Below are 19,113 nucleotides of genomic sequence, written 5' to 3' on the forward strand. Positions count from 1 at the left end.
CGGCGTTGCCGCCGCCGCAGTCGCGGGGATTACTGCAGCTCGGCCCAGTAGGCTTCGACCTGCTGCACCAGTTCCGCCGGCAGCGGCACGTAGTCCAGCGATTCGGCCTGCGACTGGCCCTGTTCGAAGGCCCACTTGAAGAAGTCCAGCACGGCTTGCTGCTTCTCCGGATTCTTCGGCTGCTTGTAGACCAGCATGAAGTTGGTCGCGGTGATCGGCCACGCTTCCGCGCCTGGCGCGTTGGTGATGACCAGGCTGAAGTCGCCGGCCGAGGCCCAGTCGGCACTGGCCGCGGCGGCGGCAAAACTTTGCGCGTTCGGCTCGACCCAGGCGCCGGCGGCGTTCTGCATCGAAGCGTGCGGCATCTTGTTCTGCAGCGCGTAGGACAGCTCGACGTAGCCGATCGAATTCTTGATCTGCTTGACGTAGGCGGCGACGCCCTCGTTGCCCTTGCCACCCATGCCGACCGGGAAGTTCACCGAGGTGCCTTCGCCGACCGCCTGCTTCCACTGCGGGCTGACCTTGGACAGGTAGTTGGTGAAGTTGAAGGTGGTGCCCGAGCCGTCGGAGCGGCGCACCACGTTGATCTTGTCCGCGGGCAGCGTCACGCCGGGGTTTTCGGCGACGATGCGCGGGTCGTTCCACTGGGTGATGGTGCCGAGGTAGATATCCGCCAGCACCGGGCCGGAGAAGCGCAGCTTGCCGCCTTCCAGGCCGGCGATATTGACCACCGGCACCACCCCGCCGATCGCCGAGGGGAACTGGGCGAGGCCCGCTTCGGCCAGTTCCTCGGCCGTCAGCGGCTTGTCGGTTGAGCCGAAATCGACCGTGCCGGCCTTGATCTGCGCGATGCCGCCGCCCGAGCCGATCGACTGATAATTGATCTTGTTGCCGGTGGCGCGGTGGTAATCGGCCGACCACTTCGACACCAGCGGATAGATGAAACTGGCGCCTGCGCCGGTGATTTCGGCACCGATGCGCGAACCGGATTCGCCGCCGCCACGCGCGTCACCACCCGGTGTGGTGGAAGGCTGGCAGGCAGCGACGAGGACGACGCTGGCCAAGGCGAGGGCGGCAATGCGCAGGGAAGGGGTATTCATCACGGCTCCTGGGTCGTGGATCGGGCGCGTTGTGCGCGTTGAGTCAATGGGACGACAGTTGTGTGACAGCAAGATGACAAAGCGTCATAAAGCATGTGCAGCCGCAGGCGGGACGACGCTTTCCTGCGCGGCGGGACGGATCGCGCAGCGCACGGCATGACATGCATTGGATGCGGGCAAGATGACGTGGCGATGCCACCGCGCGGACAGACAGGTGACAGCAGAGCGGCCGTGGCCGGTATTCAGTCGCTCGCGCCCGGCGTGGCGGCCTCGGGATTGCCGGGCGAAAGGGCCTCGGCGGCGAGCGTGGCGAAGTCCGGCCGCGTCAGCAACTGCGGGCGTCCGCGCAACAGACTGGCCGGCGGCATATGCAGCTCGACGTGATCCCGACGCAGCGCCCCCAGGCGCAGCCCGCGCGCCTGGGCCGACCACAGGCTGCCGCGCACCTCGGCAACGGCCACGCCGGCGGGCAGCGCACGCGCCTGCGACTTCACCAGCAGCGCCATCGGCCATTGCAGCAACATGGAAAGAAGCAATGCAAACAGCAGCCAGAGCACGGGCCAATGACGACGCACCCAGGCGCGGACGGTGTTCATGGCGTCGCCTCGTGGCCGCCGGCAAAGCCGGCCTGGACGTCCAGCGCGCCGTCACGGCGTTGCAGGCGCAGGGTTTCGGGCACCAGTGCATGCCGTTCGCGCAGCTCGTCCAGCCATGGCCACAGCCCGGCGGGTGTCGCGCGCTCGAGCACGATCAGCGCCCGCCCGTCCTCCTCGTGTGCATGCCGCGTGATGGCAAGGCCGTGGCGCGCGGCGCTGTCGCGCAGGGCCTGTATCCGCTCGGCTTCACCCAGTGGCGCGCTGGCCGGTTGCTCCAGCAACGCCAGTTGCTCGCGGGCATCCAGGTGTGCATTGGCGGCATGCAGGTATCGCGCCTGATTGGCGCTGCGCATGCGCTCCAGTGGCCGCCACAGGCCGAAGAACAACACGAAGGCGGCGAGGCTGGCGAACATCAGCATCAACATGCGCCGTTCGCGCGGGTTGCGCAGCTGCCACCAGCGGGCAAGGGCATTCATCGTCCGACTCCCGGTTCCAGCACGATTTCACTGGCCATCTGCGTGCCTTCGTTGCGGCTGTCGCCCGCGCGCGCCGGCCAGCCGCCGGCCTGCAGCCGGGCCAGCACCTGCGCCAGTGCATCCGCATCCGCATGCAGCACGGTGGCGCTGATCACGCCCTGCGCATCCAGGTGCAGCAGGTCGATGCGGCTGTCCGGGCTGGCCTGCACCGCCTGCGCCAGGGCCTGCAAGCGGGCCGGCAGCTCGCGCCGATGCGCCTGTCGCGTGGCGGCATCCTGCAGCCAGGTCGCGGCGTCCATCGAGGCGGGGCGCCCGGGCAGCGCGCGGTCGATCGCGGCGCGATCCTCGGCGCGCAGGGCCTCGGCGGCGCGCCGGTAACGCAGCCCGTCCACTGCGGAAAGCAGCATTGGCGAGAGCAGCAATGCACACAGCATGGCCGCGAGGCTGCGCCGTGACAGCAGCGGATGGGTCGGGCGGCGCGCGGCGAAGGGCGCCTGCATCAGGTTGATCGCCGGCGAGGAAATCCCTTTCAGCATCAGCCGCTCGCTCTCGTCCTCGGCGTGGCGGGTGCAGTCCTCGGCGGGAACCTGTGCCAGCAGCCGTTGCGCCAGTTCCGGGGGTGCGCGGAACGCCAGCTGCGGCCCGCGCACCAGCGCGTCGCCATGCCATTGGACGATGCGTACGCCGTGTTCGGGAGCAGGCACGGCCAGGCAATCGGGAAGCATGCCGTCAAGGCGCAGCCCGAGTGCGCCGGCCTGCGCCAGCCAGGTCTGCATCCGGGCGTGCGCCACCACCGCGACCGGGTGGCGTTCATCCTCCAGCGTGCCGCCGACGGCGACATGCAACCGTTCGAGCGGCTCGGCGACCCATTCGCCTTGCAGGCGCGTGCGTGCCAACGCCTGCGCCTGCGCCGCGGATCGCGCCGGCAACGGCATCCACAGCACACGCAGCGCATGCCCGGGCACGATCGCCCAGGTGCGTGCAGCCTCGCCGGTCGGCGTGACGCCCTTGCCCAGCGTTTCGCGCGCGAGCACCTCGCCACGTGCGCCCAGCAGCAGGCTGCGGGTCGCGTCGGTGTCGTCATCAAGCCAGAGCAGTCGCGTATTCACTCGGGAGTGTTCCATTGCCGGGCGACCAGCCGCGCATGGCCGTCGCTTTGCTGATCGAAGAGGCTGTCCAGTACCACCTGCGCCGGGCCGGACTGGACCTGCGCACGCAGGCGGAAATAGCGCGTGCGCACGGCGAGTTGGGCCAGCGCCTCCGCATCCAGCGCCAGTGCGCTGATCTCCGGCTGCGTCCAGAACGCCTGCGCACTGGCCCAGCCCGCCGCCGGGCGTGCCGCCAACAAGCTGCGCGCGCGCGCTTCGTCGAGCGCACCGAGGCTCCATGCCTGCAACAGGCGTGCCTGCGCCGGACGCAGGGTGTTGACGTTGAGCGGGCTGGGCGCGTTCGTGGGCAGGGTGCAGACCCATGGCCGCAGCCGTTGGTAGATGTTGGCGTCGAAGCCGTGGATGGCGCGCAGCTCGCTGACGTCGGCCAGGAGGGTCTGCCCGGTGAGGTAGCCGCCACGCCCGCGGCGGTAGCTCGCGTCCTCGTGGCCGCGCGGGCTTGGTTGCTGATCGCTGTCGAGCCAATCGACCAGGCTGTCGGCCAGCGCCTCGGCCTGGCCCGCCGGGATGTCGAGACTGCGTGCCAGGGCGATGAACTGCGCCACCGCCGATTCGCGGCGCATGATGAGGTCGCTGCCGCCCTGCACCACGCTGTTGAGGTTGAAGCAATGGGTGGCATCGTCCAGCCGCGCGCGCGCCAGACCATCGGTGAGTGGCAACGCGAACTCGCGCCCGGCCCAGTCGCCCTCCAGCGTGGTGCGTTGCGGGCTGGCCCGGTGCAGTTGCCCGAGGCGGGCGATGGCCAACGCCTCGGCGCTGACTGCCTGCCAGCGCGCCATGCCCAACGCTTCGGCATTGCTGCTGCGGCGCAGGCCGAAGCGGATGTCATCGAGCACCGCGATCACCAGCACCGAGATCACCGCCACCATCAACAGCACGGTGAGCAGGGCCACGCCGCGTTGCCGGCGCGCGCTCATGGCTCCAGCCCCGGCATGGCGAAGAACTGGCGCAACTGCCTGCCATCCTCGAACTGCAGATCCAGAGCCAGTGCCTGCGGCAGGCTGTGCACGCCGCCGGGCCAGCCGTCCTGCCACTGGCCCTGATGCAGGTAGCGCACCTCGGCCGCGCGGATGCCGCGCAACAGCACCCGGTCGCCACCGCTGGCGGTGCCATCGAGCATCGGCCGGGTGGCGCGCTCCAGGCGCCCCTGACGCAGACGGTATTCGACGAACTGCAGCGAGGCGCGCGGCGCGGCATCGGGGTTTTCCCAGCCGTGCCGGACCAGTGCGAACAGACGGTCGGGGTCACCCTGGCCGCGCGCGATGAAGGCATCCCGTGCCTGCCGGCCGTCGGCGTCGCGCACCACCCGCGGCGCGGCCTGCGCCAGGTCGGCGGCCAGCATGGCGCGCGCACGCTGCAGCTCGGCCAGGCGCGCCATGTGCCCGCGCACCACTTCGCGGTTGTCGGCGGACTGTGCCAGCACCGCCACGCCCGCTGCCGAGAGCAGGGCGAAGATGGCGAGCGCGACCAGCACCTCGATCAGGCTGAAACCGCGTGCGGACGGGTGCATGCGTTTCATCGCGCTGGCCGCCACAGTTCACGCTCGGCCAGTTGCTGCGGGGCATCGCTCGCGGCGACGCTGATGCGGATGCGCACCAGGCCGCCATCCATCGCCTGCAACTGCCGCCGCCAGCGCCATTCGCGTCCGTCCTGGTGCTCCACCCCCGCATCGCTGGCCTGCAGTTGTGCCAGCGGCAGCCATGCGGCTTCCACCGCGCGATTCTCCGCCACGATGTCGGCCAGCAGGCGTTGCTCGGCCAGCGCCGCGGCACGGATGCCCTGGCTGCCCAGATTGAGCAGGGCGAGTACCGCCAGCGCGAACACGGCCAGCGCCACCAGCAGTTCCAGCAGCGAGAAACCGCCCTGCAGCCAGCCGCGCTCACTCATCGCCGTTTCCCGCCAGGGCATGGCCATCGCTGCGCAGCCGCACCTGCACCCGGCCGCGGTCATCGGCCAGCCACAGGTCATCCAGGGTCTCGCTCGGGCTTCCCTGCGCATCCCATTGCAGGACCACGGCCTGCTCGCCATGGCCCAGCTGTGGGCGCACCCCGCCGGGCCAGTGCTGCGCGGCCAGTGGCGCGTCGTCGATGCGTTGCCAGCCTTCGAAATCGCGTTGCTCGAAGCGATAGCCTTCGGCATCCAGTCGCAGGCGCACCGCGCGTGCGGAAAGCAGCGCCTCGTCGCGGGCGCCGGTCATCGCCGCCGCCAGCCGCGTGGCTGCGCGCTCGGCCGGCGATTCGAGCACGGGGGAGGTCAGCGCCACCAGCGCGCCGAGCAGGCCGATCAGCACCAGGGTCACCATCAGTTCGACCAGGGTGAAGCCGGCACAGCGGATGGCACGACGGGCGGCTGGCTGCGGCATCGCCGGGCTCAGTTCCAGTTGCCGATGTCGGCGTTCTCGCCTTCGCCACCGGGTTGGCCATCGGCACCCAGCGAGAACACGTCGAAGCGGCCGTGCTGGCCGGGATGGCGGTACTGGTAGGGCTGGCCCCACGGGTCGTCGGGCAGGCGGCGGATGTAGCCCCCGGGACGGTAGCGTTCCGGCCGCGCCAGACCCGCCGGTGGCTTGAGCAGCGCCTGCAGGCCCTGTTCGGTGGTGGGGAAGACCAGCAGTTCCAGGCGATAGGTTTCCAGCGCCTGTTCCAGCGTGGCGATGTCGGCGCGGGCCTTCTCCACCATCGCGCGATCCTGGCTTGGCAGCACGTTGATCATCACCACGGTGGCGAGCAGGCCGATGATGACGATCACCACCATCAGTTCGACCAGGGTGAAACCGCGTTGGCGGCGTGGGGCAGTGGACATGGGCAGTCTCCGTGAAGAATCGGGGGTCAGCGCGCGACCATGGTGTTGAATTGCAGGATCGGCAGCAGGATCGAGAGCACGATCAGCGCCACCAAGAGGCCCATGACCACGATGATCGCCGGCTCCAGCAGGCTCATCAGGACCTGGGTGAAGGTGGTGAATTCGCGCTCGAGGTAGTCGGCGGCGCGTTCGAGCATCGCGCCGAGACGGCCGCTGGCCTCGCCGCTGGCGGCCATGTAGAGGAGGATGGGCGGGAACACGCCGGCACCGCGCAGGGCCTGCGACAGGCTGCCACCCTCGCGGATGGATTCGGCCATGCCGGCGGTGGCCGCGCGCAGCACCCGGTTGCCCACCGTGTCCACGCTGGCGCGCAGGCCCTCGAGCATCGGCAGGCCGCTTTCCAGCATCAGCGCAAGGGTGCGCGCCAGCCGCGCGGCATGCAGCTTGACCAGCAGCGGGCCGAGCCAGGGCAGGCCAAGCAGCCATCGGTCTACACGCAGGCGCACGTCCTCGCGGCGCAGTGCCAGCATCGATGCCAGTGCCGCCAGCGCGGCGAGCACCAGCAGCAGCCAGCCCCAGCCGGTCATCAGCTCGGACACCGCGATCACCGCGCGGGTCAGCGGCGGCAGGCTGCGGCCCATCGAATCGAACTGCTCGACCACCTTCGGCACCACGAAGGTCATCAGCGCGATCACCACCGCCAGTGCCACCAGCGCCAGCACCGCGGGATAGATCAGCGTGGTCAGCAGGCGTGCACGCACCGCCTGTTCGCGTTCATTGAGGTCGGCCAGCCGTGCCAGCACCTGGGGCAGGGCGCCAACGCCCTCGCCGGCGGCGACCATCGCCCGGTACAGCGGCGGGAAGGCGCGCGGTTGCCGCGCCAGTGCCGCCGACAGGCGCTGGCCTTCGACAATGCCGGCATGCACATCGCCCAGGGTGCGGCGCACGGCGGCTTTTTCCGCCTGTGCGGCCAGTGTGCGCAGCGCCTCCTCCAGTGGCGCCACTTCCACCAGGGTGGCCAGTTGCCGCGTCACCAGTGCCAGATCGCGGCGCCCGAAGCGCCCGCCACGGGCCGGTCTGGCATCGCCGCGCGTGGTGTGCGCGCCCAGGCTCAGCACCACCCAGCCGCGCGACTCCAGACCTGCGCGCGCGGCGGCTTCGGCGGCGGCTTCGATGCGGCCTTCGCGTGGCTGGCCGGCGATGTCCAGCGCGGCATAGTCAAACCACGGCATCGTCACGTGCCTCCTGGCGGCTGACGCGCAGCGCTTCCTCCACCGTGGTCAGGCCCTGCGCCACCGCCTCGCGCACCGAATCCAGCAGCCAGCCGGCATCCATGCGCGCGGCGCGTGCCAGCGCATCCTCGTCGGCGCCTTCATTGATCAGCGCACGCAGGCGTTCGTCCACGCGCAGCGCCTCGTACACGCCGATGCGTCCGGCATAGCCGCTCTGGCGGCAGTGCGTGCAGCCGACCGCGCGGTACAGCGGGCCGGCATGGTCGCGGCCCATCAGCCGCTGGCTGAGCGGATCGGGCGCCCGCGGCTGGCGGCAGTGCGGGCACAGCCGGCGCACCAGCCGCTGCGCCAGCACCAGGCGCAGCGTGCTGGCGAGCAGGAACGGTTCGATGCCCATGTCGCGCAGCCGGGTGATCGCACCGACCGCATCGTTGGTATGCACGGTGGACAGCACCAGATGCCCGGTCAGGCTGGCCTGCACCGCGATCTGCGCGGTTTCCGGGTCGCGGATTTCGCCGACCATGACCACGTCCGGGTCCTGGCGCAGGATCGCGCGCAGGCCGGTGGCAAAGCCCATCCCGACCTTGGCGTTGACCTGGGTCTGGCCGATGCCGTCGATCGCGTATTCGACCGGATCCTCCACCGTCAGGATGGTGCGGCTGCCGTCGTTGAGCAGTGCCAGGCCGGCGTACAGCGTGGTGGTCTTGCCCGATCCGGTGGGCCCGGTCACCAGCACGATGCCGTTGGGCAATTGCAGCGCCTGCTGCAGCGATTCGCGCAATGCCGGGCGCATGCCGAGTGCATCCAGACTGCGCACGCCCTGCTGCTTGTCGAGGATGCGCAGCACCACCCGCTCGCCCTGACCGGCGGGCAGGGTGGACACGCGCACGTCCAGTGCACGCGTGCCCATGGTCAGCGAGATGCGCCCGTCCTGCGGCACCCGGCGCTCGGCAATGTCGAGCCGGGCCATCACCTTGACCCGCGAGACCAGCATCGGCGCCAGCCGCGCCGGCAGTTCCAGCACCGGCTGCATCATGCCGTCCACGCGCAGGCGCACGCGCAGCGCGCCGGGATAGGGCTCGATGTGAATGTCGGAGGCGCCGCGGCGCACCGCCTCGGCGATCATGCCGTTGATCAGGCGGATCACCGGCGCGTCGTCCTGGCTGTCGAGCAGGTCGGCGGCGTCCGGGATGTCCTCGGCCAATGCCTCCAGGCTGGCGTCAAGACCCAACTCGTCGGGCGTGTCCGCCGCCAGTGCGCCGCCACCGTAGCGTTCGGCCAGTTGCCGGTCGAAGGCGTCCTCGCTCAGCGTTTCCAGGCTGAAGCGACGGCCCAGCACGCGCTGCACTTCCAGCAGTGCATCGACGCCGGCATCGCCGCGCTGCGCCACGCGCGCGCCATGGGCATCCGCATCCAGCAGCAACACGCCATGGCGGCGGGCGAATGCATAGGGCAGCACCGGCTCACTGTTCATGGCGAGGGCGTGGCGCGGGCGCGGCAGGTGCGGGCTGCGGTGCAAGCCCGGGCATGGCCGGCGGCGTGGTGCGGAAATAGTCTTCCAGCAAGGCGTCCAGGTCGGCGCGCTGCACGTCGGGGCGTGCCAGTTGCTGGCGCCGCATGTAGTCGTAGCGCGGCGCGGTCACGCGCTCGGCATCGCGGCGATCACGCACGATGGTGGGGCGGATGAACACCATCAGATTGGTCTTGCTGCGGCTGCGGCTGGTGGTGCGGAACAGGCCACCCAGCAGCGGGATGTCGCCGAGCAGCGGCACCTTGTCCACGCTGTGCCGATCACCCTGGTCGAGCAGGCCGCCGAGCACCACGATGGCGCCATCATCGGCGATCACCGCGGTTTCCACCTCGCGCTTGTTGAGGATCAATTCGGGCGAGTTGGCACTCACCGGCCCGGCGATCGCCGAAACCTCCTGCCGCAGCTTGAGGGTGATGCCGCCGCCGGCATTGATCTGCGGGCGCACCACCAGCTGCACGCCGACGTCCTGCCGTTCGATGGTGCGGAACGCGTTGACGTTGGCGCCACCGAGGATCTCGCCGGTGGTCACCGGCACTTCCTGACCGACCAGGATGCGCGCTTCGGCATTGTCGAGGGTCAGCACCGAGGGCGTGGACAGCAGGTTGGAGGCGGCGTCATTGCGCACCGCGTCGATGATCAGGCCGAAGATCAGGTTGCTGGTTTCCCCGGCGAGGCCGGCCAGACCGCCGTTGTACTGCAGCAGCGAGCGCGCCGCCGAGCCGACCGCGCTGCCGTCGCGATCGCCGTCGCGCCAGGCGGCCGCACCGGCGGCCAGCTCGAGGATGCCCGGTCGTTGCGTGCCGGGGAACGAGGTGCTGCCGAACGGGATGTTGCTGCCGGCCTTGCCGCCGATCAGCAATTGCGAGCCGAGGCGTTTGGCCGCCTCGTCGGAAATCTCCACCACCAGCGCTTCGACCAGCACCTGTTCGCGGCGCACGTCGAGCTGGGCGATGGTGTCCACCAGCATGCGTTGGGTGTCGGCATCGGCATTGATGATGATGGCGTTGGCACCGGGGTAGCGCGCCACCCGCGCACGCCGCCCGGGGCCCAGCGCCAGCGAAGCGCCCAGCGGCGCACTGCCGACGGCCTGCGTCCCGACACCGGCTTCATGCCCGCCGGTGGGCGCAGTCAGGCCCGCCGGTGGCGTGGCCAGAGGCGCCGGAGCGGCCGGTGCGGCCAGTGCCGCGTCCTGCGCTCCGGGCTGGCCGATCACCTGCTGCAGCACCGGCAACAGTTCTTCCGCACTGGCGTGCTGCAGACGCACCACGCGCACGTCACTGACGGCATCGCCGGCATTGTCCAGATCGCCGATGATGCCGCGCACCTCGGCCACCAGGCGCGGCTCGCCGCGCAGCATCAGCGCGTTGCTGGTTTCGATCGGCAGCGCGCTGATGCCGGCATTGCCGTACATGCCGGCGATGACCGAGGCGATCTCGCGCGCGGAACTGTTGCGCAGGCGGATCACCTCGGCGCGTGAATTGTCCACGTCCATGCGTGCGATCAGGTCGCGCAGGCGCAGGAGGTTGTCGGCATAGTCGGCCACCAGCAGGGCATTGCCCGAGGGTGCGGGCACCACCACGCCGCCGCGGCTGACCAGGCCGCGCACGGCTTCGGCCGCGGCCTTGGCATCGATCCGGCGCAGCGGGAACACGCGGGTGGCGAAGCCCAGCGATGCCGGCTGCTGCGCCGCGCCGTCATCGGGCACCACGCGGTACACGCCGCGCCCGTTGGGTACCGCGACCAGTCCGTTGGCACGCAGCAGGGCGACCAGCACGCTCAGCAGTTCCTGGCTGGAAAGATCCTCGTCGCGGGCCAGGCTGACCTTGCCCTGCACGCGGGGGTCGACGATGAAGGTGGTGCCGGTGGCGCGGCCCACGTCCTGGATGAAAACGCGGATGTCGGCATCCTGCACGCTGAGCGCAGGTGCAGAACCGGCCTGTTGCGCCGGGGCGGGCAGCGCCGCGAGCAGGGCAGCGACGAGCAGGGCGGTCAGGGGAATGCGGATGTTCAAGGATGGGTGCCCTGCAGTCGGAGGGTCCGCGTTTGTCCGTCGCGGATGATGGTGAGGGTGCTGGCGCCGCCGCTGGCGACGCCCTGTTGCCATTCGGCCAGGGTCTCCGCGGTGAGCGGATTGCCGTCGATCGCGGTCAGCAGGTCGCCGGGCTCGATGCCGGCTTGGCGCAACAGCGGCGCATCACCACGCGCGGCGATGCGATAGCCGCGCAGGCGGCCCTGTTCCATTTCCGGCACCAAGCTGGCCTGGGCCAGCGCCGCGGCGGAAACGTCTGCGGCGCCGCCGGGTGCTGGTGCGCTTTGTGGCAGCTGCGCGGGAGCACTCATGCTTGCCGCGGCCGGAGAGGGATCGGCGGAGTGCAGTGCGACGCGGTGCAGCGCACCGGCGCCATCGCGCAACAGGACATGATCGGCCGCCACCTCGGCCAGTTGCAGCCCGTTTTCCAGCCGCTCCCCAAGCAGCACGGAGGCTTGCGCGCCGTTGCCGGCCTGCAGGATGGCCGAAGCCGGGGCCGGGCTGAGGCGTACCGCGTACAGCTGCAGGCCGGAAACCGAGCCCGCGCCCGAGGGTGCATTGGCCGCCGCCGTGGCAAAGAACGGATCACCCACCGCTGCGAAATGCACCACCTGTGGGCTGCCACCGCGCGGCGTGGCCGTGCCCGCGGAAGCCTGCACTGGCGCCGGTGCCAGCAGCAGCATCCAGGCCAGGCGCGCGCCCTGCCAGGCGAGCAGGGCCAGCAGGGTGGCGAGCAGTGCACCCGGAAGCAGCCGGGCCGGCCGGTGGCGGGCGAGTGCGTCGGAAACGGGCAGGCGAGGGAGCAAGCGAGGTGTCGCGGGATGCGCGGGATTCACGCACGCGCAGCCTAAGACGACTGCATGACGACTTTGTTGCAGATTGCACGCAACTGTCGCAAAACCGACATCCCCGGCCGGATCGGCTGACCGGGGATGTGGCTGTGGCTCAGAAGCTGGCCGACAGGCTCAGCGAGTACGAGCGTCCGGGGGCGTAGCGGTTGACATCCACCTTGTGCCCGTCGCGCTCCTGGTACTCACGATGGTCGGTGCCCAGCAGATTGCGCAGCGACAGCCCCACGCTCATGCGCAGATTGCCGGCGGCGTCGGCATCGAAGCTCTTGCGCAGGGCAAGATCCAGCAGCAGGCCGGGCTTTTCCATGTAATCGGGCTGGCCCGGGCGGCCGCGCGCGGTGATGCGCTCGCTGACGTAGTTGGCGATCAGCATCGCCTGGCTGCGGTCGGTCGGGTTTTCGAGGCCGAACTGCAGGTTGGCGATGTGCTCGGATTGGCCCTGCATGGCCACCCCGTCGCGCACGAACAGGCGTGCGGGGATCGGTGCGTCATAGCCGTAAGGCTGCACCGTGTCGCTCTCGCGCGAACGGATGCGCGACTTCGACCAGGTGTAGTTGGCACCGAGGAACAGGCGGTTGTCGCTGCCCATCAGCGGCATCTGGAACGCCTCGCCGAGGTAGGACTTGAACTCCAGCTCCACGCCATGCAGACGTGCCGAGGGCGCGTTCAGATAGCTCTGGAAGATGGTGCCGCCGGCTTCGTTGATGTTGGCCTCGATCGGCTTGTCGATGCTCTTGTGGAACAGCGCCGCGGTCAGGTGCTGGCCGGGACGGAAGAACCATTCGTAGCGCAGATCCAGATTGCGCAGCTCGCTGTCCACCAGGTACGGGTTGCCGTAGTACAGGCGATCGGTATCCGGATCGTTGTACTGCTGCGGGGCCAGTTCGCGGAACTGCGGGCGGGTGATGGTCTTGGAGGCACCGAAGCGCAGCTGCTGGTTCTCGGCGAAGTTCCAGGTCAGCGTGGCCGCGGGCAGGGTGTAGGCGTTGTCGCGCACCGGCAGGCTGCCGTCGGGCGCGCCGGTGAAGATGTCATAGGGCGTCACCGACTGGCTGGCATCCTCGCGGCGCACGCCGACGGTGGCGCGCAGCGTGGGTGCGAACTCGACCTCGGCCTGCAGATAACCGGCGCGCACTTCCAGATTGGCGTCGTAGGCCGCCGCGCCGAAGCCGCCGGTGGTCTCGCGCAGGCGCAACAGATCGAGGCTGAGGTTGTAGTCGGAGAACAGGTAATCCGGGCGCTGATAGCGGTTCAGGAACGGCAGCGCGCCATCCAGGGCGAGGAAGCGGAACTCGCGGGCTTCGGCATTGCGGTCGTTGTCGCTCCAGGCGAAGCCGCCGGACAGCTTCACATCGCGGCTCTCCAGCGGCAGGCGGTAGCCGAAGTCGATGCCGGCGCTCAGCATGTGGTCATCGACCTTGCTGAAGCGGGTGTAGTTCTGCTGGCGGCTGCCATCGTGCACCCAGTAGCCATCCACCTTTTCGTAGCGGATGCCCTTCTCGTACGGGGCATCGCGACGCGCGCGTGCACTGGCCACGCGCCATTCGATGGTGAAATCGCCGTATTCGCCGAACCCGTGTTCGCCGCTCAGCTGGTGGCTGAGCATGTTGCGCTCGAACCATTCGGTGTAGTCGTCGCGCACTTCGTTGCTGGAGAACAGGATGTCCACACCGGAGCGGCTGCGCGTTTCCTTGCGCGTGTCATGCACGTACAGGGTGGTGGCGCCGAAACGGTGCTTGCCGCTTTCCACGCCCACGCCCAGCAGCATGTTGACGCGCGCATCGTTCTGCGTGGAGGCGAACTCGTAATCGCGATCCAGCTCCAGGCTCTGCGCGGTGAAATACCCTTCCTGCTGCTGGCCGAAACGGGTGCGCCAGCTGTTGTCGAAGCCGCCCGCGGCGACCAGGCCCAGGCGTGCGCCATTGCCCATGTCGGCGCTGTAGCCGGCGCTGGCACCGAAGCCGAAGTCCGGGCCGATGCTGTCGTTTTCCTGCAACAGGTTGAAGTTGGCGTTCTGGAAGCTGCGGCCGATGCGACGGATGTCCTCGCGACTGAAGTTGCCGAGGTCCACGCGCTTGCCCTGTGCCATCGCCTCGGCCAGCGGGCCGGGGATCTTGCGCGAGCCGTCGTCATAACCCCAGTAATCGCTGCGCGAGCCGTAATAGGTAAGCCCCTTCTCGAAGGTGGTCGCGGTGTTGCCGCCGCCGCTGATGCTCAGGCTGACGAAGTTGCGGCGCGGAATGGCCAGTGACTTCAGGTCGATCACGCCGCCACCGAACTCGCCGGGATAGCGTGCCGAATAGGTCTTCTGCACGGTGATGCCCTGCAGCACGTCGGCCGGGAACAGATCCAGCGGCACCACGCGTTGCATCGGCTCGGGGCTGGGCAGTGGCGAGCCGTTGAACATGGCGTTCGAGTAGCGCTCGTTGAGGCCGCGTACGAACACATGCTTGTCATTGGCCATGCTGAGGCCGGCGACGCGGGTCAGCGCCTTGGCGGCAGTGTCGTCGCCGGTGCGCTCCAGGTCGGCTTCGGTCACGAACGAGGCGACCTCGGAAGTGTCCAGCATGGGTTCGGGAATGTATTCGCCCTTGACCTGCACCGAGCCGAGCGAGCGCGTCTGGTCGTCGGCCCCGTCGGCACTGGGACCGGACTGGGCCAGGAGCGGGGTGGATACGAGCAGCGCGGTGATGGCGATGAACAGCGCGGAGCGTTGGGGTGTGGGCTTCATGGGATGGCCTTGTTTCGTGGATTCGGTGCGGAAATCGATGCGGATGCGCTGCCGCGGCGCATGCGTGTTGCAGAAGCGGGGCGGCGTCTCCGCCACCCCGCTCGAGCGCCTGTCAGGCAGGGCTCAGCAGCCGGTCTCGTCCAGGCCGCAGGTCCAGCCCTTCCACCAGGTATCGCTGGCGTTGCGCACGCCACCGATGTAGTCCACCTGCTGGAAGTAGGGGCTGGCGCTGCGCAGTGCGGCGTAGGCCGGCACCGCGGACTCGGCCGCACCGTTGACGAAGCCGTTGGCAAGCGTGGACTCGCCCTTGGCCACGTTGTTGGTGCCGGCTTCGAAATCGGCCTGCGCGCGCGCATCCTTGAATGCCACCGGGCAGGACATGTGCACCGAGTGGAACGTGCCCTTGGTGTTGTCGTCCTGGATCGCCAGACAGGTCTGGCCATCACCCGAACCACCGGCGACGCGGGTCACCACCGAGTTGAAGAAGCTGGCCTGGGTGCCCTGGTTGAGCATGATCGCGGCACCGCCACCGGCACGGCCGACGTAGGTGAAGTTGGCCACCTTGGGCTGGGAGTACGGCGTGCGGCGGATCGCGCTCCACTCGTTCATGCGGTCGCCGCCATTGGCACGCTGCATGACGATGCCGAACTGCAGAGCGCCGTTCCAGCCGGTATCGGTATCCAGGCTGTCGTCGTCGTTGCCGGTCAGCACCAGGTAACGGCCGTTGACGGTGCCGCCGAACCACTCGATGCCATCGTCGGAGCTGTTGTGCACCTGGATGTATTCGAACACCGTGCCATCGCCGACGCCGGCCAGGGTGATGCCGTTGAGCTCGTTGTTCGGCGCGATTTCGAAGCCGGAGAACATCACGCGCACGTACTTCATCACGCCGCTGTTGTCGCGCGGCGCATTGCCGCCGTAGAACGCGTTGGTGCCTTCCACCTGGGTCTGGCACTCGGGGGTTCCGGACACGGTTTCACCCGGGCAGGCGCTGATCGGCGCGCGGCCAAGGATCACCACGCCACCCCACTGGCCCATCGAATCCACGCCGGTCTGGCCTTCCACGTTCTGCTTGGAGGTGAACACGATAGGCGCGTCGGCGGTGCCTTGCGCATAGATCTCGGACCCGCGGTTGACCACCAGGAAGTCCGCACCGGAGCTGCCGTACAGGCGCACGCCCGGCTCGATGGTCAGCGTGCCACGGCGCGCTCCGGCGGTCGGTGCCTGGGCATTGCCGCCCTGGTCTTCGCCGACCTCGGTCTTGCCGCTGATCGCGTATACCGTGCCTTCGCGCGCCGGCACCACCAGATTGCCGATGATCTGCGCCGGCAGGCGGCAGGCGCGCAGGGTGTTGTTGGCGACCGTGCCGATGTTGTCGAAGCCGGTCGGGCAGTCGGCGGCCGGGCCACCGGTCGGCGGCGGGGTGGGGCCGGGCGGCGGCGGGGGCGGCGGCGGGGTGGTCGGCGGCGGCGGGAACGCGCCCTCGCCAGGCGATGCGACGCGATCGGCGCCGCCATTGCAGGCGGCCAGGGCGAGAACCGCGCCGAAGGTCACCAGCAGGCTCTTGGTGGTAGTGGAGTTGGACATGGAACGGGCTCCCGGAGGGTGTGGATTTGAAAGGTGTCGGTGATGAGGCGGAGGTGCGATCGCGTCGCCTCGTCTCGCTCGCGAACACGGCGGGAACCGTAAAGAGGAAATGTGACAATCCGCTTGCGTGCAGATTGCAGGCGAACTGTCATCGAGCGCGGTCACACTGCGCGCAGGTCTTGTCCGGATCGGGAAGAGGATGGCAATGCAGGCACTGCAAACCGATTGGCTGTTGCAGCGCATCCATGCCGGCGATTCGCCGGACGACGTGGTCGAGGCGCTGGTCGCTGCCGGCTGGCCGCGGCAGAGTGCGCTGGACGAGGTGGAGGCGCGCTTGCGTGACTACCTCGGCGAACATGCGCAGGCGAATGACCTGCCACCTTCATTGCCGGTGCCGGCACCGGTCGAAAGCAATGGCGAGGCGCGTCTGGTAGCCGGTGAGCGCGCGGTGTCGGTGTTGATGAACCTGCTGCATCCGCGCGTGGTGCTGTTCGGCGGACTGTTGTCGGCCGAGGAATGCAGTGAACTGATCGAAACCGCGCGCGGCCGGCTGCAGCGCTCGACCACGCTGGACCTGGACAGCGGTGCCGACCAGGTGCATGCCGCGCGCACCAGCGAAGGTGCGTTCTTCCGCCGTGGTGAAACGCCGCTGATCGCACGTCTGGAAACGCGCATCGCCGAGCTGCTGGACTGGCCGCTGGATCATGGCGAAGGCCTGCAGGTGCTGCGCTACGCGCCGGGCGCACAGTACGAGCCGCACCATGACTGGTTCGACCCTGCCCGGCCGGGCAGTGCCGCCACCCTGGCCCGCGGCGGCCAGCGCGTGGCCACCTTGGTGATGTACCTCAATACCCCGGAATGTGGCGGCGCCACGGTCTTCCCCGAAACCCGGCTGGAGATCGGTGCCACCCAGGGCAATGCCCTGTTCTTCAGTTACGACCGCCCGCATCCGATGACCGCCTCACTGCATGGCGGTGCACCGGTGCGGCGTGGCGAGAAGTGGATCGCGACCAAATGGTTGCGCGCCGGAGTGCATTATTGAGTGCAGCCGACGCAGCCGGCATTGCCTGCCGGCGCGGCTGCGGGTGGTTCAGTCCCGTGGTTCGAGCGGCGTCTTCCCCGGCCAGCGGCACAGGTCGTGCACCGGACACAGCCCGCACTCGGGATTGCGCGCCTTGCAGATGTAGCGGCCATGCAGGATCAGCCAGTGATGGGCATCCTGCAGCCAGGCCGCCGGCACGCGCTTGAGCAGCGCCTCCTCGACTGCGCGCACGTCCTTGCCCGGTGCCAGGCCCATGCGGTTGGCGACGCGGAAGATATGCGTGTCCACCGCCATGGTCGGCTGGCCGAAGGCGGTGTTCAGCACCACGTTGGCGGTCTTGCGGCCGACCCCGGGCAGGGCTTCCAGTGCGGCGCGTTCGGCGGGCACTTCGCCGCCGTGACGCTCGATCAGCAGCTCGGCCATGCGCACGATGTTGGCGGCCTTGGTGTTGAACAGGCCGATGGTGGCGATGTAGGGTTTGACGCCTTCCACGCCCAGCGCGGCGATCTGTGCCGGCGTGTTGGCTACCGGGAACAGGCGCCGCGTCGCCTTGTTGACGCCGACATCGGTGGCCTGCGCCGACAAGGCCACCGCCACCAGCAGTTCATAAGGTGTGCTGTATTCCAGCTCGGTCTTCGGTTCGGGATCGAGCTCATGCCAGCGGCGGAACGCCTCGTCGATGGCGGCCGCGCTCATCCGCGGGCTGGCGCGGCCGGCACCGCGCGCCGCAGTCTTGCGTGGTGCCGGCCTGGCCGACTTGGCCGCCTTGGACACACCGCGCCCGGTAGGGCGAGGAGCCGCTTCCCGACTCATTTTCCTGCGCGTGCCAGTGCGCGGGCCAGCGCTGCCGCGGCGGCACCGGACAATGCGGGCTTGCCGCCCTCGTTCGTGGCCAGCGTGGCGGCCTGGCGCGCGCGCCGCTGGCGTGCCAGGCGCTCGAGACGTGCATTGCGCGCATCATGTCGATCGCGTGCGGCCAAGGCCGCCAGACGCTCGCTGCGCACATGCGCCAGCAGCGCGATCGCCGGCGCATCCAGCCCGGCCGCATGTGGACCCGCGGCCTCGCCATCCCATGCCAGCAGGCCGTGTTCGATCGCCGCATCCACGTCACCCTCGGCCAGGGCCGCGGCGATGGCGATGAACTCCGGGGCGTTCATTCACGTGCCCTTGAACGCCGGCTTGCGCTTTTCAAGGAACGCGCGGGTGCCTTCACGCATGTCCTCGGTGGAGAACACCAGGCCGAACTGGGCCGATTCGTACTCCAGGCCTTCCTCGATGCCGCATTCGCCGCCGATGTTGACGCAGTCGAGCATCGCGCGCAGTGCCAGCGGTGCGGCGTCGGCCAGCTGCCGTGCCAGCTGCAGGGTTTCGTCCAGCAGCGTGTCCGCCGGCAGCACGCGGTTGACGATGCCCAGCTCGCGCGCGCGCTCTGCCGTGATCGGTGCGCCGGTCAGGCACAGTTCCAGGGTCGCGGCGCGGCCGGCCAGACGCAGCAGGCGCTGGCTGCCGCCGAAGCCGGGAATCAGGCCGAGGTTGATTTCCGGCTGGCCGAGCTTGGCGCTGTCGGCGGCCAGGCGCAGGTGGCAGCACATCGCCAGTTCCAGCCCGCCCCCCAGGGCGAAGCCGTTGATCGCGGCGATCACCGGTTTGGGCATCTTCTCCACCCGCCGCATCATGCGCTGGCCGCGCAGCGAGAAGTCGCGGCCCTCGACCGGGCTCAAGGTGTTCATCTCGCTGATGTCGGCACCGGCGACGAATGCTTTCGTGCCAGCGCCGGTCAGCACCACCACGCGCACCTGCGCATCCGCGGCGGCTTCGTCGAAGGCCGCGTGCAGTGCATTCAGCGTGGCGCTGTCCAGTGCATTGAGCTTGTCCGGACGGTTGATGGTGATGGTGCGCACCGCGTCGGCGGTGTCGATTTTCAGGGGCGTGCTGGACATGGAACCTCGCAACAGGGTTGGCAGGGC

General features: G+C 69.3%; 19 protein-coding genes. 1 reads left to right on the forward strand and 18 read right to left on the reverse strand.

Going from position 1 to position 19,113, the window contains the following annotated elements:
* Positions 1 to 29: 29 nt before the first annotated feature.
* The 15 genes from pstS to ACW11F_RS01875 all read right to left on the reverse strand — a co-directional run bounded on the left by pstS (position 30) and on the right by ACW11F_RS01875 (position 16,104).
* Positions 30 to 1,100, reverse strand: a complete 1,071-nt coding sequence (pstS, locus tag ACW11F_RS01805) for a phosphate ABC transporter substrate-binding protein PstS (protein WP_456995214.1) — start codon at positions 1,098 to 1,100, stop codon at positions 30 to 32.
* A 242-nt stretch (positions 1,101 to 1,342) separates the two neighbouring features.
* Positions 1,343 to 1,696, reverse strand: coding sequence for a hypothetical protein (locus ACW11F_RS01810; RefSeq protein ID WP_456995215.1), 354 nt, complete (start codon positions 1,694 to 1,696; stop codon positions 1,343 to 1,345).
* Positions 1,693 to 2,172, reverse strand: a complete 480-nt coding sequence (gene gspM / locus ACW11F_RS01815; protein WP_456995216.1) for a type II secretion system protein GspM — start codon at positions 2,170 to 2,172, stop codon at positions 1,693 to 1,695. Before gspM ends, ACW11F_RS01810 begins: the two co-directional genes overlap by 4 nt.
* Positions 2,169 to 3,281 (reverse strand): type II secretion system protein GspL, encoded by a 1,113-nt coding sequence (gspL, locus tag ACW11F_RS01820; protein WP_456995217.1) that lies wholly within the window; start codon positions 3,279 to 3,281, stop codon positions 2,169 to 2,171. Before gspL ends, gspM begins: the two co-directional genes overlap by 4 nt.
* A complete protein-coding gene (gene gspK / locus ACW11F_RS01825) occupies positions 3,278 to 4,258 on the reverse strand; it encodes a type II secretion system minor pseudopilin GspK (RefSeq protein ID WP_456995218.1) in 981 nt (326 codons plus the stop codon). Before gspK ends, gspL begins: the two co-directional genes overlap by 4 nt.
* Positions 4,255 to 4,851 (reverse strand): type II secretion system minor pseudopilin GspJ, encoded by a 597-nt coding sequence (gene gspJ, locus ACW11F_RS01830; protein ID WP_456995864.1) that lies wholly within the window; start codon positions 4,849 to 4,851, stop codon positions 4,255 to 4,257. Before gspJ ends, gspK begins: the two co-directional genes overlap by 4 nt.
* 5 nt (positions 4,852 to 4,856) lie before the next feature.
* Positions 4,857 to 5,228 carry a type II secretion system minor pseudopilin GspI gene (gene gspI, locus ACW11F_RS01835; protein WP_456995219.1) on the reverse strand — a complete coding sequence of 124 codons (372 nt, stop codon included), beginning with the start codon at positions 5,226 to 5,228 and terminating at the stop codon, positions 4,857 to 4,859.
* The gene (locus tag ACW11F_RS01840) at positions 5,221 to 5,703 is read right to left on the reverse strand and encodes a GspH/FimT family pseudopilin (RefSeq protein WP_456995220.1); all 483 of its coding nucleotides are present in this window, start codon (positions 5,701 to 5,703) and stop codon (positions 5,221 to 5,223) included. The genes gspI and ACW11F_RS01840 overlap by 8 nt, the downstream gene beginning before the upstream one ends.
* An 8-nt stretch (positions 5,704 to 5,711) precedes the next feature.
* Positions 5,712 to 6,143, reverse strand: a complete 432-nt coding sequence (gspG, locus tag ACW11F_RS01845; RefSeq protein WP_456995221.1) for a type II secretion system major pseudopilin GspG — start codon at positions 6,141 to 6,143, stop codon at positions 5,712 to 5,714.
* A gap of 26 nt (positions 6,144 to 6,169) precedes the next feature.
* Positions 6,170 to 7,375 carry a type II secretion system inner membrane protein GspF gene (gene gspF, locus ACW11F_RS01850; RefSeq protein WP_456995222.1) on the reverse strand — a complete coding sequence of 402 codons (1,206 nt, stop codon included), beginning with the start codon at positions 7,373 to 7,375 and terminating at the stop codon, positions 6,170 to 6,172.
* On the reverse strand, positions 7,362 to 8,849 hold the full coding sequence (gene gspE / locus ACW11F_RS01855; RefSeq protein WP_456995223.1) for a type II secretion system ATPase GspE: 1,488 nt from the start codon (positions 8,847 to 8,849) through the stop codon (positions 7,362 to 7,364). Before gspE ends, gspF begins: the two co-directional genes overlap by 14 nt.
* Positions 8,839 to 10,917 carry a type II secretion system secretin GspD gene (gene gspD / locus ACW11F_RS01860; RefSeq protein ID WP_456995224.1) on the reverse strand — a complete coding sequence of 693 codons (2,079 nt, stop codon included), beginning with the start codon at positions 10,915 to 10,917 and terminating at the stop codon, positions 8,839 to 8,841. Before gspD ends, gspE begins: the two co-directional genes overlap by 11 nt.
* Positions 10,914 to 11,741, reverse strand: a complete 828-nt coding sequence (locus ACW11F_RS01865; protein WP_456995225.1) for a type II secretion system protein N — start codon at positions 11,739 to 11,741, stop codon at positions 10,914 to 10,916. Before ACW11F_RS01865 ends, gspD begins: the two co-directional genes overlap by 4 nt.
* A gap of 139 nt (positions 11,742 to 11,880) precedes the next feature.
* Positions 11,881 to 14,517, reverse strand: coding sequence for a TonB-dependent receptor domain-containing protein (locus ACW11F_RS01870; protein WP_456995226.1), 2,637 nt, complete (start codon positions 14,515 to 14,517; stop codon positions 11,881 to 11,883).
* Positions 14,518 to 14,640: 123 nt separating this feature from the next.
* Positions 14,641 to 16,104 (reverse strand): hypothetical protein, encoded by a 1,464-nt coding sequence (locus tag ACW11F_RS01875; protein ID WP_456995227.1) that lies wholly within the window; start codon positions 16,102 to 16,104, stop codon positions 14,641 to 14,643.
* Positions 16,105 to 16,309: 205 nt separating this feature from the next.
* Between ACW11F_RS01875 and ACW11F_RS01880 the strand changes: the two genes are divergently transcribed.
* Entirely contained in the window at positions 16,310 to 17,146 is an 837-nt protein-coding gene (locus tag ACW11F_RS01880) for a 2OG-Fe(II) oxygenase (RefSeq protein ID WP_456995228.1), read from the forward strand.
* Positions 17,147 to 17,194: 48 nt separating this feature from the next.
* Here the strand turns inward: ACW11F_RS01880 and nth are convergent, their stop codons facing one another.
* The 3 genes from nth to ACW11F_RS01895 form a co-directional block, all read right to left on the reverse strand.
* Positions 17,195 to 17,842: an endonuclease III gene (nth, locus tag ACW11F_RS01885; protein ID WP_456995229.1), complete on the reverse strand. Its 648-nt coding sequence runs from the start codon at positions 17,840 to 17,842 to the stop codon at positions 17,195 to 17,197.
* 113 nt (positions 17,843 to 17,955) lie between these two features.
* On the reverse strand, positions 17,956 to 18,303 hold the full coding sequence (locus ACW11F_RS01890; protein ID WP_456995230.1) for a hypothetical protein: 348 nt from the start codon (positions 18,301 to 18,303) through the stop codon (positions 17,956 to 17,958).
* Entirely contained in the window at positions 18,304 to 19,086 is a 783-nt protein-coding gene (locus tag ACW11F_RS01895; RefSeq protein ID WP_456995231.1) for an enoyl-CoA hydratase/isomerase family protein, read from the reverse strand.
* Positions 19,087 to 19,113: the final 27 nt, after the last annotated feature.

This window comes from Luteimonas sp. e5, from assembly GCF_054031035.1.

Excerpts from the sequence above, each read along its gene's own strand:
- pstS (WP_456995214.1), bottom strand. The coding sequence starts at position 1,100 with ATGAATACCCCTTCCCTGCGCATTGCCGCCCTCGCCTTGGCCAGCGTC.
- ACW11F_RS01810 (WP_456995215.1), bottom strand. The coding sequence starts at position 1,696 with ATGAACACCGTCCGCGCCTGGGTGCGTCGTCATTGGCCCGTGCTCTGG.
- gspM (WP_456995216.1), bottom strand. The coding sequence starts at position 2,172 with ATGAATGCCCTTGCCCGCTGGTGGCAGCTGCGCAACCCGCGCGAACGG.
- gspK (WP_456995218.1), bottom strand. The coding sequence starts at position 4,258 with ATGAGCGCGCGCCGGCAACGCGGCGTGGCCCTGCTCACCGTGCTGTTG.
- gspJ (WP_456995864.1), bottom strand. The coding sequence starts at position 4,851 with ATGCACCCGTCCGCACGCGGTTTCAGCCTGATCGAGGTGCTGGTCGCG.
- gspI (WP_456995219.1), bottom strand. The coding sequence starts at position 5,228 with ATGAGTGAGCGCGGCTGGCTGCAGGGCGGTTTCTCGCTGCTGGAACTG.
- ACW11F_RS01840 (WP_456995220.1), bottom strand. The coding sequence starts at position 5,703 with ATGCCGCAGCCAGCCGCCCGTCGTGCCATCCGCTGTGCCGGCTTCACC.
- gspG (WP_456995221.1), bottom strand. The coding sequence starts at position 6,143 with ATGTCCACTGCCCCACGCCGCCAACGCGGTTTCACCCTGGTCGAACTG.
- gspF (WP_456995222.1), bottom strand. The coding sequence starts at position 7,375 with ATGCCGTGGTTTGACTATGCCGCGCTGGACATCGCCGGCCAGCCACGC.
- gspE (WP_456995223.1), bottom strand. The coding sequence starts at position 8,849 with ATGAACAGTGAGCCGGTGCTGCCCTATGCATTCGCCCGCCGCCATGGC.
- ACW11F_RS01870 (WP_456995226.1), bottom strand. The coding sequence starts at position 14,517 with ATGAAGCCCACACCCCAACGCTCCGCGCTGTTCATCGCCATCACCGCG.
- ACW11F_RS01875 (WP_456995227.1), bottom strand. The coding sequence starts at position 16,104 with ATGTCCAACTCCACTACCACCAAGAGCCTGCTGGTGACCTTCGGCGCG.
- ACW11F_RS01880 (WP_456995228.1), top strand. The coding sequence starts at position 16,310 with ATGCAGGCACTGCAAACCGATTGGCTGTTGCAGCGCATCCATGCCGGC.
- nth (WP_456995229.1), bottom strand. The coding sequence starts at position 17,842 with ATGAGCGCGGCCGCCATCGACGAGGCGTTCCGCCGCTGGCATGAGCTC.
- ACW11F_RS01890 (WP_456995230.1), bottom strand. The coding sequence starts at position 18,303 with ATGAACGCCCCGGAGTTCATCGCCATCGCCGCGGCCCTGGCCGAGGGT.
- ACW11F_RS01895 (WP_456995231.1), bottom strand. The coding sequence starts at position 19,086 with ATGTCCAGCACGCCCCTGAAAATCGACACCGCCGACGCGGTGCGCACC.